Annotated in this window: 11 protein-coding genes; 2 read left to right on the forward strand and 9 right to left on the reverse strand. The window is 34.5% G+C overall.

Features of this window, described 5'->3' with window-relative positions; genetic code table 11:
- Nucleotides 1-37: 37 nt before the first annotated feature.
- The 6 genes from hisC to PSU83_RS10220 all read right to left on the reverse strand — a co-directional run bounded on the left by hisC (nt 38) and on the right by PSU83_RS10220 (nt 6316).
- Nucleotides 38-1096, reverse strand: a complete 1059-nt coding sequence (gene hisC / locus PSU83_RS10195; RefSeq protein WP_300589318.1) for a histidinol-phosphate transaminase — start codon at nt 1094-1096, stop codon at nt 38-40.
- Nucleotides 1089-2378, reverse strand: a complete 1290-nt coding sequence (gene hisD / locus PSU83_RS10200) for a histidinol dehydrogenase (RefSeq protein ID WP_300589319.1) — start codon at nt 2376-2378, stop codon at nt 1089-1091. The genes hisC and hisD overlap by 8 nt, the downstream gene beginning before the upstream one ends.
- Nucleotides 2379-2397: 19 nt before the next feature.
- A complete protein-coding gene (gene hisG / locus PSU83_RS10205; protein WP_300589320.1) occupies nt 2398-3255 on the reverse strand; it encodes an ATP phosphoribosyltransferase in 858 nt (285 codons plus the stop codon).
- Nucleotides 3256-3495: 240 nt separating this feature from the next.
- The gene (locus tag PSU83_RS10210) at nt 3496-4653 is read right to left on the reverse strand and encodes a lycopene cyclase family protein (protein WP_300589322.1); all 1158 of its coding nucleotides are present in this window, start codon (nt 4651-4653) and stop codon (nt 3496-3498) included.
- A 91-nt stretch (nt 4654-4744) separates the two neighbouring features.
- A complete protein-coding gene (locus PSU83_RS10215) occupies nt 4745-5272 on the reverse strand; it encodes a fasciclin domain-containing protein (protein ID WP_300589323.1) in 528 nt (175 codons plus the stop codon).
- Nucleotides 5273-5572: 300 nt separating this feature from the next.
- On the reverse strand, nt 5573-6316 hold the full coding sequence (locus PSU83_RS10220; RefSeq protein ID WP_300589325.1) for a transporter: 744 nt from the start codon (nt 6314-6316) through the stop codon (nt 5573-5575).
- A 79-nt stretch (nt 6317-6395) separates the two neighbouring features.
- Here PSU83_RS10220 and PSU83_RS10225 point away from each other — a divergent pair, with 79 nt between their 5' ends.
- Entirely contained in the window at nt 6396-8267 is a 1872-nt protein-coding gene (locus tag PSU83_RS10225; protein WP_300589326.1) for an Nramp family divalent metal transporter, read from the forward strand.
- A gap of 3 nt (nt 8268-8270) precedes the next feature.
- Nucleotides 8271-8924, forward strand: a complete 654-nt coding sequence (locus tag PSU83_RS10230; protein WP_300589327.1) for a metal-dependent transcriptional regulator — start codon at nt 8271-8273, stop codon at nt 8922-8924.
- Here PSU83_RS10230 and PSU83_RS10235 read toward each other — a convergent pair.
- The 3 genes from PSU83_RS10235 to feoB all read right to left on the reverse strand — a co-directional run bounded on the left by PSU83_RS10235 (nt 8921) and on the right by feoB (nt 13516).
- A complete protein-coding gene (locus PSU83_RS10235) occupies nt 8921-9046 on the reverse strand; it encodes a FeoB-associated Cys-rich membrane protein (protein ID WP_300589328.1) in 126 nt (41 codons plus the stop codon). The two genes, PSU83_RS10230 and PSU83_RS10235, sit on opposite strands and share 4 nt — an antisense overlap.
- A gap of 47 nt (nt 9047-9093) precedes the next feature.
- Nucleotides 9094-11331, reverse strand: a complete 2238-nt coding sequence (locus tag PSU83_RS10240; RefSeq protein WP_300589329.1) for a TonB-dependent receptor — start codon at nt 11329-11331, stop codon at nt 9094-9096.
- 79 nt (nt 11332-11410) lie between these two features.
- Nucleotides 11411-13516 (reverse strand): ferrous iron transport protein B, encoded by a 2106-nt coding sequence (feoB, locus tag PSU83_RS10245; RefSeq protein ID WP_300589330.1) that lies wholly within the window; start codon nt 13514-13516, stop codon nt 11411-11413.
- Nucleotide 13517 lies beyond the last annotated feature (1 nt).

The following is a 13517-nucleotide window of genomic DNA, read 5'->3' on the forward strand; positions in this document are numbered from 1 at the left end:
AAATTTTATTTGTTAGCGGTCATTTATGGTATCGTCTTTAATTATGGGTGTTTGTTTGCAACAAACCTTTTTTAGTGGCGAGTTCATCTGCTATAAGTTGTAAAGTGTATAGTAATAATTCATTTTCTTTTGGTGTTCCAACCGTAATTCGGATGGTATTTTTAACTACTGAATTTCTATTTCGAGTAATGATTTGTTTTTCAATTAATGCTTCAAAAATTTCTGTAGCATGCTCCATTTCCACCAAGAGGAAATTGGCATCAGACGGGTATATTTTGGTTACAAATTCTAATTTTAGAAGTTCTATTTTCAGCTTTTCTCGTTCTGCAATAATTAAATTGATGTTAGTTTTAAAGATAGTTTCATCTGCCAAAGCATTTATGCCAGCTTTTTGATTCAATTCACTAATATTGTAAGGCGGTTTAACTTTTGACAAAAATTGAATAATCTCACTATTTGCATAAGCAACACCAATTCGTGCTGCGGCCAAACCACGTGCTTTACTGAACGTTTGTGATACAATTAAATTTGGATAGTGTTTGATTTTTTCTACCAACGAAGGCGCTTCACTGAAATCAATATACGCTTCATCTAAAAATACAATTCCGTTAAAATTTTGAATAATAAATTCCAGATTTTCTAATGAATTTCCAGTCGGATTGTTAGGCGAACACAAATATAATATTTTAGCTTTCTGCGTTAAGATTGCTTCCGTATTTAATTGAAAATCTTCTGTTAACGGAATAGATATTAGTTTAAGATTGTTTATGTTGGCATACACTTTATACATTCCATAAGTTGGCGGACAAATAATGACTGCATCTTCTTTAGGTTCACCAAAAACACGTTGCATTAAATCGATAATTTCATCACTTCCATTTCCAATTAAAATGTTGTCGATTGCTACTTTTTTCTGACTGCTCAAAATTTGCTTCAAACGCCATTGATACGGATCAGGATAACGGTTTAAATTACCAAACGGATTTTCATTAGCGTCTAAAAATACGCCTTCGGTTCCAGTATATTCATCTCTTGCGCTTGAATAGGGCAAAAGATTCTTGATATTTTCTCGTATTAAATATTGAATATTATCCATTTTGTAATTTTTTTAATCGGATTGAAACCGCATTTTTGTGCGCTTCTAATTGTTCCGCTTCTGCCATTAATTCTATTGTTTTTCCTAAATTTTGAATTCCGGTTGCCGTGATTTTTTGAAAGGTAATTTTCTTTACAAAACTGTCTAATGAAACACCGCTATAATTTTTGGCAAAACCATTTGTTGGCAACGTATGGTTGGTTCCGCTAGCATAATCGCCAGCACTTTCACAGGAATAATTTCCGATAAAAACCGAACCCGCATTTTCTATTTGCGATAACTTGTTTTCGGCATCAGCAATAGCTAAAATCAAATGTTCTGGAGCGTAATAATTGCTGAAATTAATTGCGTCATCAATTGAATTTACTACAATGGCACGACTGTTTGCTAATGCTTTTTCAACAATAGAAACGCGTGACAATTGCGTTTTCTGAATTGTAATTGCTTCACTAACTTTTTCAACAATTTTTTCTGAAGTTGCAACCAAAATTACTTGGCTATCAGCGCCGTGTTCTGCTTGTGATAATAAATCGGATGCTACAAAATCGGCATCGCTAGTTTCATCCGCAATTACTAACAATTCACTGGGTCCAGCTGGCATATCTATTGCGATTCCGAGTTGTTGTGCATATTGTTTTCCTGCAGTTACGTATTGATTTCCAGGTCCAAATATTTTAGATACTTTCGGAATGGTATCGGTTCCGAAAGTCATCGCTGCAACAGCTTGAATTCCGCCAATTTTATAAATTTTCGTTACACCAGTTAATTGTGCTGCATACAAAATTGCTGGATTTATATTTCCGCTTTTATCTGGTGGCGAACATAAAACAATGTTTTTACAACCTGCAATTTGTGCCGGAATTGCCAACATTAAAACCGTTGAAAAAAGTGGTGCTGTTCCGCCCGGAATATAAATTCCAATAGTTTCGATGGCACGACTTTCTCTCCAACAAAAGACGCCAGAAGTAGTTTCAATTTTAGTTACAGTTTCTTTTTGCGAAGCGTGAAATTTCTCAATATTATTTGCCGCTTGTTGAATTGCATTTTTTAATTCTTTAGAAATTAATGCGCTTGATTCTTGAATTTCTTGTTCTGAAACTTCAAAATCAGAAATAGAAACACCATCAAAAAGTGAAGTATATTTTGAAATAGCTGAATCGCCATTTTTCTGAACATCAGTAAATATTCCTTTTACGGTTTCATTTAAATCGGCTACTGCAAATGTTTTTCTTTGGGATAAATCAGGCCATTTTTCTGGGCTTGGGTTTATGTATGTTTTCATAGTACTTTTTTTTTAAAATTTATCGAATCATTTTTTCAATTGGAATAATCAAGATTCCTTCTGCGCCAAGCGATTTTAGTTTGTCTACAACTTCCCAATACTCGTTTTCTTTTACCACCGAATGCAAACTGCTCCAACCTTCTTCAACCAAAGGCAGAATTGTTGGTGATTTCATTCCGGGTAAAATTTCACAAATGGATTTTATAGCGGAATTTGGTGCGTTTAGAAGAATGTATTTATTCTCTTTTCCGTTGCGGTAGCTTTCCATTCGGAATAATAATTTATCTAAAATTTGCTGTTTTTCTTCTGATAAATTTTTGTTTGAAATTAAAACAGCTTGGCTCTTAGCAACGACTTCAACTTCTTTTAAACCATTCATTAGTAAAGTGCTTCCCGAACTTACAATATCAAAAATGGCATCGGCAAGTCCAATTCCAGTTGCAATTTCTACGCTTCCGCCTAATTCTTCAATGATTACTGGAATGTTTTTAGAATCAAAGAAATCAGCAAGAATTTTGGGGTAACTCGTTGCGATTTTTTTGTTTTTAAAAAAACTTAAATCGGTATAAATCTCATCTTTAGGAATGGCTAATGATAATTTACAAGTCGCAAATCCGAGTTGGGAAATGGTAGTTACTTTTTTGTCTTTTTCCCAGACTTCATTTTCACCAAGGATTCCAATGTCGGCAACGCCTTGTTCTACATATTGCGGAATATCATCGTCACGTAGGTACAAAACTTCGATTGGAAAATTACTGGCAATCGCTTTCAGTTTGCGTTCGCCATTTGAAATTTGAATGCCACAAGATTCTAATAGTTGAATTGATTTTTCACTCAGTCGGCCACTTTTTTGGATGGCAATTTTTAAAGTACTCATTTTTGTTTGGGATAAAATCTGAGTACAAATGACTGTTATAAAAACAAAAAAACCGTCAGATGAACTCAGACGGTTTTAAAATATGTTTAGCTACACTACATCATTAACTCGCCTGTGAGGTAAGATGATGGTGATGTAATTGTGCTACTGAAAAATTCATTTTTGTTTTTTTGATGAAGCAAATGTAGAACGTAAAACTTGAATAAAAACAAAGTTTTATAAACTTTAACTTTTGTTGAATTAAAATAGTCGTCCAAAAAAGGCTTTTACAAAAGGAATCGTTGGGCATTTTAGCATCACTTTTAAATCTTCCAAAAATGAGGTTTCTTCGTCTAGAAATCTGAAGATTAGTATTGGACTTCCTTTTTTAAATAATGACGAAAACACTTTCGATCCCAATTTGTTGTTTTTATATAAAACATCAATAAAAAGCAAATCATAAAACCAAAATTTGTCTGTTTTATGGAATTTTCTGAAATCTGTCGCATCTAGCTCAGTCGAGGTGTCTGACGATAGGAATTGGACTAAAGCTTTTGACTTTTTAGTTACATTTTTGAACGTAAACCCCGTGCTGGCTTTCGTCCAACCACCAGCGGAACCAATATTTATGACGTTTTTAGTATTGTGTTCCCAGAATTTATAACTCGTCATCGGAATATTTCCTTTTTCTTTTTCGATGATCTCGTAGTCTGTAATTCCTAGTTTTTGAATGTAATTTTTAATTTCAGATTCGTATTCTTCCTTTGGAAGTAAATCCTTTGAAAACAGCGTATATTCCAACAAAGCGTCTGTCTCTGATGTTGGTAAAACGTACATAAATCTGGTGTTCCCTTTTTGATCGACTGAAAAATCCATGAACGTAGCGGACTCTTTATTAAAAACTGCTTTCTTACTTTTTATAAACCAACCTATGAAATGTTGTTGCAATAATGGATATTTCGTTTGAGCTTTTACTAATTCAGGATCAAAAATCGAGTTAAAAATTTTGTTACAAGTGTAATTTTCAGACTCAGTTGTCACTAAACAATGACTTCCTAATTCTTCAAAACTTATGACTTTTTTGTTGATAAAAAATATATTTTCTTGTTGCGAAATTAAGTCGAAAACTAGATTGTAAAAATCCAAGCCACGCATCATTTTATATTGATATCGATTTAGATTTAAATTTCGTTGAAAATTAGCATCTGCAAATAAAGCAGTGTTCCATCTTTTTGAAATAATTTCATCAAAAAGATTCGTGTTATCCCAAAAACACCAAGTACGGTCGTTTGTTTTTTTAGGATTTTCATCTAGTAACAAAATCGTTTTGTCTTTGAATTTTCCTGACAGAATCATTTGATATACGGTCATCAAAGCCGATAATCCGGAACCCGTAAAAATGTAATTGTAGTTTCTCACAGCACAAAGGTAATTTTTTGGAAAGTTATTTAAAAATAAAAAAACCACGCTTTCACGTGGTTTACTATGTCAAACAAAAGACTTTTGATTTTTATTTGTGCATTAGGACGCCATCAATGACGTGAATAATTCCATTGGAAGCATCTAAGTCAACAGCTGTTATGCTTGAAACTCCACCTCTGTCGTCTGTAATGATTACGTTACTACCTTTTAAAGAAGCGGTTAATGTACCGCCTTGAACGGTTGTCAAAACAGCTTTTCCTTTACCCGCTTTAATTGCCGCAACTACCGCTTTACTGTCTAATTTGCCAGCAACCACATGATAGGTTAATATGCCTTGAAGTGTTTTTAAATTTTCGGGTTTTAATAAACTTTCAATGGTCCCTTTTGGTAATTTGTTGAATGCTTCATTTGTTGGTGCGAATACAGTAAACGGTCCTTTACTAGATAAAGTCTCTACTAAGTCGGCAGCTTTAACGGCTGCAACTAAAGTTGTGTGATTTGGAGATCCAACAGCAACTCCTACAATGTTTTGGGTGGCCTTTTGTGCAAAAGTGTTACCTGTTGCGAAAAATGCAAAACCTAAAATTACTAACGATAAAATTTTTTTTGTTTTCATATTTTTTAAATTTATTTTTATAAATGTACAGTGTTTTCAAAAGGAACTAATTTCACTTTGTATTAAGTTTAACTATCGTTCATTTTAGTTTATCAACATTAGTAGCTTACTGTTTTCTATTTTTCTATTTTTAAAAAAACTTAAAATAAGCTCTAGCAAAGCTTCTCTTGATTTCATGCCTGTTGAATTTACATATATTTATAAAATAATGATGTGTCCGAAATTTTTCAAGGCATAATCATTTTGTAAACCGTTATCAAGGCTGATAAACTAAACCTGCAAAAATGTAACGGAAGTATTTTATATTCGGAACGAAAAACCTACTGCAATATAATGATTTGGTGCATTATCCGTAATTCCGATACCTGAAGATAAATCTAGCATGAAATTATTGTTAATCAAATAAGTTATTCCTCCATCAAAACTATGGTTGGCTTTATCTTTTTCGGGCGCAAATCCAAATAACTCGATATAAGAACCGAATTTATTTGTAAATGTATATCCGGTTGTGACCGTGTATATAAAGGTTGCATTAGGTGCAATCCCATTCCATTCGGCACCAAGATTATAACTAAAAGTCATTTTTTTTGACAAGGTGTGTTGCATTACAAATCTAAATTCTGGTGCAAAATAATCTGATTTAAAATTTGTGGATGCTACGTTTGGTAATAAAACATGTCCGATAAAAGATGTTTTTGGCAAAAACCCTTTTTCATCCGATATCTTAATTTTGCAACCGATTAGTATCGGATTTAATCCGGAAATGGATTGACCAGCTGTTTTTTCCGATACAAATTCTGTAATTAAGCGAAGCTCAAAATTTTTGTTCACGCCATACTTCCATAATGTTGAAGGCAACGTATTTGTGTAGCTGGTAGCATCATTTTTTTGGAATGAAAAACCAGTTTCTACTTGAAACATACCTTTGGGAACTAGTGCTGGTGTCTCGGTTTGGTCTGGACGATCGGTTTGTAGTGGTTCCGTTTCTTGCGAGTAGCTAATCAAATTGGAAATGAGGAGTAAAAAAAGGATAATTTTTTTCACGTGATTTTATTTTTAGACAAAGCTAAAAAATTATTTAGTCAAATAAAATAAATTTTTATATTTGCGTAAATATTTAGATATGAGCAAGTCATTAGAAGAAGTAAACGAATCGATTTCCACTCAAGGTAAAACATCCACTTTCCGAAAAATATTAGCGTTTTTTGGTCCTGCCTATTTAATTTCTGTAGGTTATATGGATCCTGGAAATTGGGCTACCGATTTAGCTGGAGGAAGTCAGTTTGGCTATTCCCTGCTTTGGGTTTTATTAATGAGTAATATCATGGCTTTGCTTTTGCAGAGTTTAAGTGCCCGATTGGGAATTGTTACCCAACGAGATTTGGCACAAGCTTCGAGAGAAACGTATTCGAGACCAATTAACTATATTCTCTATTTTTTAGCCGAAATTGCTATTGCCGCATGCGATTTGGCCGAAGTGCTAGGAATGGCAATTGGGTTGAATTTACTGTTTGATATTTCGCTAATCAACGGTGTACTGATTACCGTTTTAGATACGTTTTTATTGCTTTTTTTAATCAATAAAGGAATGCGAAAAATGGAAGCCTTTATCATTGCTTTGGTGGCCATTATTGGTTTTTCATTTATGTTTGAAATGGTTTTTGCTGAACCTAATGTTACGGAAGTTTTCCGTGGATTAATCCCAACAATGCCTTCAGAAGCAGCGTTGTATATCGCAATCGGAATTATTGGCGCTACCGTAATGCCCCACAACTTATACCTGCATTCGTCCTTGGTACAAACCCGAAAATTTGACCGTACCAAAGAGGGAATAAAGCAAGCCTTAAAGTATAATTTCATAGATTCTACCATTGCATTAAACTTGGCATTCTTTGTCAATGCGGCGATTTTAATTTTGGCTGCAGCCACATTTTACAAAGCAGGATTGTTTGAAGTTGCCGAAATTCAAGATGCGCACCGGCTTTTAGAACCGATGTTAGGCAGTAAATGGGCGCCAATTTTATTTGCCGTTGCTCTAATTGCAGCTGGACAAAGTTCTACGATCACAGGAACCTTAGCGGGTCAAATCATAATGGAAGGGTATCTTAATTTAAGAATTCAACCATGGGTTCGACGAATTATTACAAGGTTAATCGCGATAGTTCCAGCGGTAATTGTCATTTCGATATTTGGCGAAAGCGTCACTGGAAAAATGTTGATTTTAAGTCAAGTGATTTTAAGTTTGCAACTTGGTTTTGCCATCATTCCGTTGATACATTTTGTGAGCGATAAATCGAAAATGAAAGGGTTTCACATTTCTAGAATTACACAAATCGCTTCTTGGCTCATAGCCATAATCATCGTTTCCTTGAATGCCAAATTAGTTTATAACGAAATTGAAGGTTGGTTAGAAACTTCGGAAAATCCCATAATCCTCTGGTTTACTGTTGTTCCGTTGGCATTTGGGTTTTTGATTTTGTTGCTTTATATTGTTTTTAAACCTTTTATTACAAAGACGAAACACAATATCGAAAACCATTCTCCTCACAATATGAAACTCAATTTTTCAAAATCAGAATCATATGATAAAAAGAACATTGCCATTTCGGTAGATTTTTCAGCTGCAGATGAAATTGCTATCAATAGTGCTTTTGAGCTTGGTGGAACTGAGGCTAACTATACTTTAATTCACGTTGTAGAAACCGTTGGAGCAATTCTTTACGGTAATGATGTTGATGATCATGAAACTATTATAGATGAAAAATTACTCAAGGAATATCAGAAAATGCTAAACGAAAAAGGGTTTAAAGTTGAAATCAAACTTGGGTTTGGGAAACCAAACGCCACAATACCTAAAATTATAAACGAAGGAAATTTTGATATTTTAGTCATGGGAACCCACGGTCATACCGGATTTAAAGACCTGCTTTTTGGTACTACCGTTGATAAATTACGGCACAAGATTTCAATACCTTTATTTATCGTAAAAAAATAAAAAATGACTTTTTCAGAAGAAAATTACCTCAAAACAATATACCATCTCGCCACAATTTCAGAAGGAGAAGTAAGCACAAATGCGATTGCCGAAAAAATGGAAACCAAAGCTTCGTCGGTTACAGACATGCTGAAGAAACTCTCGGAAAAGGAACTAATTGTTTACCAAAAGTACAAGGGGGTCTCTTTAACAGACACCGGAAAATTATCAGCAAAAATGATTGTTAGAAAGCACCGTCTCTGGGAAGTTTTCTTGGTTGATAAATTGCATTTTCCTTGGGACGAAGTTCATGATATTGCCGAACAATTGGAACACATAAAATCTGAGAAACTGATTAATAAATTAGATGATTTTTTAGGCAATCCAACTGAAGATCCCCACGGAGATTCAATTCCAGATGCAAACGGCAAAATCATTAAAGTAGAAAAATTTTTGCTTTCTGAGCTAAACGAAAATCAATTAGGAATTTGTGTAGGTGTCAAAGATTCTTCAGCAGAATTTCTAAAATATTTAGACAAAAATCAAATCACTTTAGGTTGTAAAATTGGCGTACTAGCTAAGGAAGAATTCGATTTGTCGTTGAAAATTAAAGTAGAAGATAACACGGTAACGGTTTCTAATAGTATTGCAAATAATCTTTATGTTAAAATAGTTTAATGACAACCGCAGCCGTCATCGCCACAGTTTTTCTTTGATTTCTTTTTCCAAAAAAATTTTCGGATAATAAAAAGTAAAGCTATTGCAACAGTAAGATAAACTAATGTTTCTTGAAATTCCATGAGTAAATATAAAGTATCTCAAGCTAATGAGATGATTTTATTTTCATTTAAAATTTGGCTCCAATACTAACGTAGAATGTTCTTCCTTCGCTGGGTAAAATTCCTGGGCCAGGATATCCGCCACTTCTTCTTGTGGCATATACTTCGTCAGTAAAATTGTTAACTCCAGCCCGAACGTTGTAGTTGTCTAGAAACTTGTACTCTGCTGATAGGTCAAAAACGCGGTAGGCATCTACTATTCCAGTAACGCCATTTGCAGAAGCAGTTTGCGTGTTAGTAGCATCGGTAAATATTTTTCCTGAAATTTTATGTTGAATCGTAGTTGAAAAATTATTATTACTCCATGACACTCCAACATTATGAATGTAGCGTGGCGCATTTTCTACGCGATTACCCGATAAGTTGCTTTCTGTAATTATGATATTTGGAGCGGTTCCTGCTGTTGTAAATGTTGTAAAATCAACATATTTAGAGTCGATAAACGAAACAGTTGCAAAAACATCTAAATTACCATATGGTTTTTCAACGCCGAAAAATCGGGTAACATTTAGATCTACAAATCCTTCAATTCCTTTATTTACTGTTTCTCCCAAATTGGTTCTGAACAAGAAAGTTCCTTGCGTTGGATCGTTGTTTACAAATTGTCGAACGCCACCTATTCTATTGTTATAACTCAGGTAAAATAAGCTGAAGTCAAAATTTAAAAAGCCATTATGAGTGCCGCGGTATCCTAAATCTGCGTTAAAACCTGAAGCATCTTTTAAGTTGGGATCAATTACATCCGTAACTGCTGGCGGTGTTAAATCGGAAAATAAAACTGGGCGGAAAGCTTGAGTAATGTTGGCATAAATATTAGTACTTCTGAATTTGTATTCAAATCCAATTCCCAACAAGGGTTGGTTCCTAGTAATTGTTTTTTCGGCTAATACAATAGCATCGCCAGAACTAATTCCTAATCTTCCGTTGCCGACAGATGAAATATATTCATAACGTAAACCTGGTGTTACACTAAACTTTTCTGTTATTTTAAATTGATTCTCGGCAAAAATGGCCAAATTTCTCGTAGTAAAATCTAAATCTCTTGGATATTCATTTTCAACAAACAGATCAAAATCTGAACCTGTTGTTCCTTGTCCTTGTTGTTTTCTCTCTGTTTTTGCCTGATACATCCGAATACCAAATGCCAGATTATTTTTTATTTTCCCAAGGCTATATCGGTATATACTTCTGGTTTCTAGTCCAAAGTTTTTGTAGAAATCACGGTCTACTTGTCTATTAGAATAGTTGTTAGTTGCAGGATTGATTGCATCTTCAATGTTTGGAGTAGTGGTAACACCAACGCTATTTCTTTCGCCAATTACGCCAAATAGTTTTGTGTTGAAATCCCAATTTTCGTTAATTTTTGTGTCCAAACTAAGAGAAAAGACATTCCATGGTGTTCCAAACCAGTTTCGTTTTCTTCCTGATTGTCTCGGATTGTCATTGAATTGTGCATCGGTTAAACCCCCTGGTTGCTGCATTTCGTAATCGGAATTAGTGTATTCAGCAGCAATTTTAGTTTTACCTGTAAAGCGATATTCTAAAAAGGCGTGTGTGTTTCTAACTGTGAAACGATTATTATCGCGCCATCCATTGCCACTTCGGGAATGGTTGTAAATATAGTAAGAGAACTTTTTAAAATTTCCACCAATGGCGTTGTAAGAACTTATTAAGTTATAACTACCAACCGTGTTTTGTGTTTCAAAAGAAAACTTCTTCTTAGTTTCTCGTTTTAAGATATAGTTTAACATTCCGCCAAATTGAGGTCCGAATTGTAATGATGCGCCACCACGAATTAATTGAATCGTTTCAACTGCTTCCAGCGGTGGATTGTAATATGCTTCAGGATATCCAAAAACATCGGACGAAATATCATAACCGTTTTGCCGTGTATTGAGTTCCCAACTTCTATTCGGACTCAAACCTCTAACACCTACGTTTATTTGAATTCCAGAGCCCTCGTTTTCCCAGACCGTTACTCCGGGAATCCTTGAGAAAACTTCTCGTGCGTTATTGGTCGTAAGATTTGCATTTATATTGGAAAGCTTTAAAACCTCATTTTTTTTACCCGAAAACAGCACATTGCCTTTCGTTTCTGGCATTCTTTCTGGGCTTTGTTGTTTGGCAAATAAGACTACAGGAGCCAATTTTTTTATGGTATCGTTATCGAATTCTTCAAATTGATCTTGGGCAAAAGTTGAAGAATATATAGTTGTAAAAAGTAAGACGAATAATGTAGCGCGCATGTCTAAATAATATAATTTTCGACAAAGATAAATATTATTCTTATTTAGACAAAATATAAATAATAATTTTTTAAATCTTTTATTTCAAAAATTGATACGCTAGGAGCGCCGTTAAATAGGCAAATCCACTCATGAAAACCAATTGAATTATGGGCCATTTCCAAGAGTTAGTTTCTTTTTTAGTGATGGCAACCGTGCTCGCACACTGCATCGCGAAAGCGTAAAATAACAACAACGAAACGCCAGTGGCAAAGTTGAAAACTTTAGAACCATCGGCGCGCACTTCAGTTTCCATTCTGTTTTTTATAGTCGATTCGTCGTCACTTTGACTTCCAACACTATAAATGGTTGCTAAGGTTCCTACAAAAACTTCACGTGCAGCGAAAGAGGTCACGACAGCAATTCCGATTTTCCAATCGTAACCTAAGGGCTTAATTGCAGGTTCAATAGATTTTCCGATGATTCCGATGTAAGAATTCTCTAGTTTATACTCCGAAACTCTGTCCGGGATAACCGATGGATTTATTTTATTCTGACTTGAATAAACTTCATTTTCAATGATTTGTTGCGCATTTTTAAATTTTTCTCCCGGTCCGTGCGAACCCAAAAACCATAATATAATGGAGATGGCTAAAATGATTTTTCCAGCTCCGAAAACGAATGATTTTGTTTTCTCAAGAACATTGATACCAACATTTTTGAGAAGCGGCAATTTGTAATTGGGCATTTCAACAACAAAATACGATTTTGTTTTAAGTTTTAAAATCTTATTCAGAATGAACGCGGAAAAAATCGCCATTGCAAATCCTAAAAGATATAAAATCATCAGGGTTAGACCTTGTAAGCTGAAGACTCCAAATAACCTTTTATTGGGAATTATCAATGCAATGATGATGGCATACACTGGCAAACGCGCTGAACAGGTTATGAAAGGCGTAACTAAAATTGTGATCAATCGTTCTTTCCAGTTCTCGATATTTCTTGCGCTCATAATTGCCGGAATTGCACAAGCAGTGCCCGAAATTAAAGGCACAACACTTTTCCCCGAGAGTCCGTAACGACGCATAATTTTGTCCATCAAGAAAACAACACGACTCATATAACCGCTTTCTTCGAGCATGGAAATGAAGAGAAATAGGAAGGCTATTTGCGGAATAAAAATGACGATTCCTCCAATTCCTGGAATGATTCCTTCACTGATTAGGTTGGTGAATTCTCCAGCAGGAAGATGTTTTTTTGCAAAATCCGCTAAAGATGCGAAACTCGAATCGATAAAATCCATTGGATAACTCGACCAGTCAAAAATCGATTGGAAGATTAACAGTAAAACGCCAAAGAAAATTACGTAGCCAAATATTTTGTGTGTTAGAACCCGATCTAATTTCGAACGCAAATCAGAAGCATTTTCAGAGTCAATCGCCAAACCAACTTTCAACGTATCGTTGATAAACTGATACCGTTTGATGGTTTCTTTTTGCTGCATTCTTTTTAATTCGGAATGCGGTTTTGTAAAAGAACTATTCATTTCTATCCGCTCCAAATTCAGGAAATTTACGTCCTGAGTAATCACCAGCCAAAGTTTGTAGAGTAATTGATTAGGAAACGCTATTCGGAGTCTGTTAAAATACTCCACATCGATACTTGAAGCATTCAAACAAGGTTCTGTTGACAATGATTTGTAATCGGCAATTTGGTTTTTTAAATCGTCAATACCGATTCCTTTTCGGGTACTCACTAAAACTATTTTGGTTTTAAGTTGTTCTTCCAAATGTGGAATATCAAGTGAAATTCCTTTTGATTTCATCCGGTCGGTCATATTGACAACCAAAATAGTGGGAATTTCTAAATCTTTTATTTGGGTAAAAAGTAAAAGGTTTCGTTTTAAATTTTCAACATCGGTTACCACAACAGCAACATCAGGATAGAGCTTATCGTTTTTGTTGAGCAATAATTCAATAACCACATTTTCATCAATCGAACTCGCATTTAAACTATAAGTTCCGGGCAGATCAAGAATATTAGCTTTAATATTATTGGGTAATTTGCAAAAGCCTAATTTTTTTTCTACTGTAATTCCAGGATAATTTCCAACTTGTTGATTCAATCCAGTTAACTGATTGAATACCGAAGTTTTTCCAGTATTTGGATTCCCAATAAGTGCTACAGTAATATTTTGAATACTCATT

The sequence above is a fragment of the Flavobacterium sp. genome, from assembly GCF_029945805.1.
In the GTDB taxonomy this organism is placed as follows: domain Bacteria; phylum Bacteroidota; class Bacteroidia; order Flavobacteriales; family Flavobacteriaceae; genus Flavobacterium.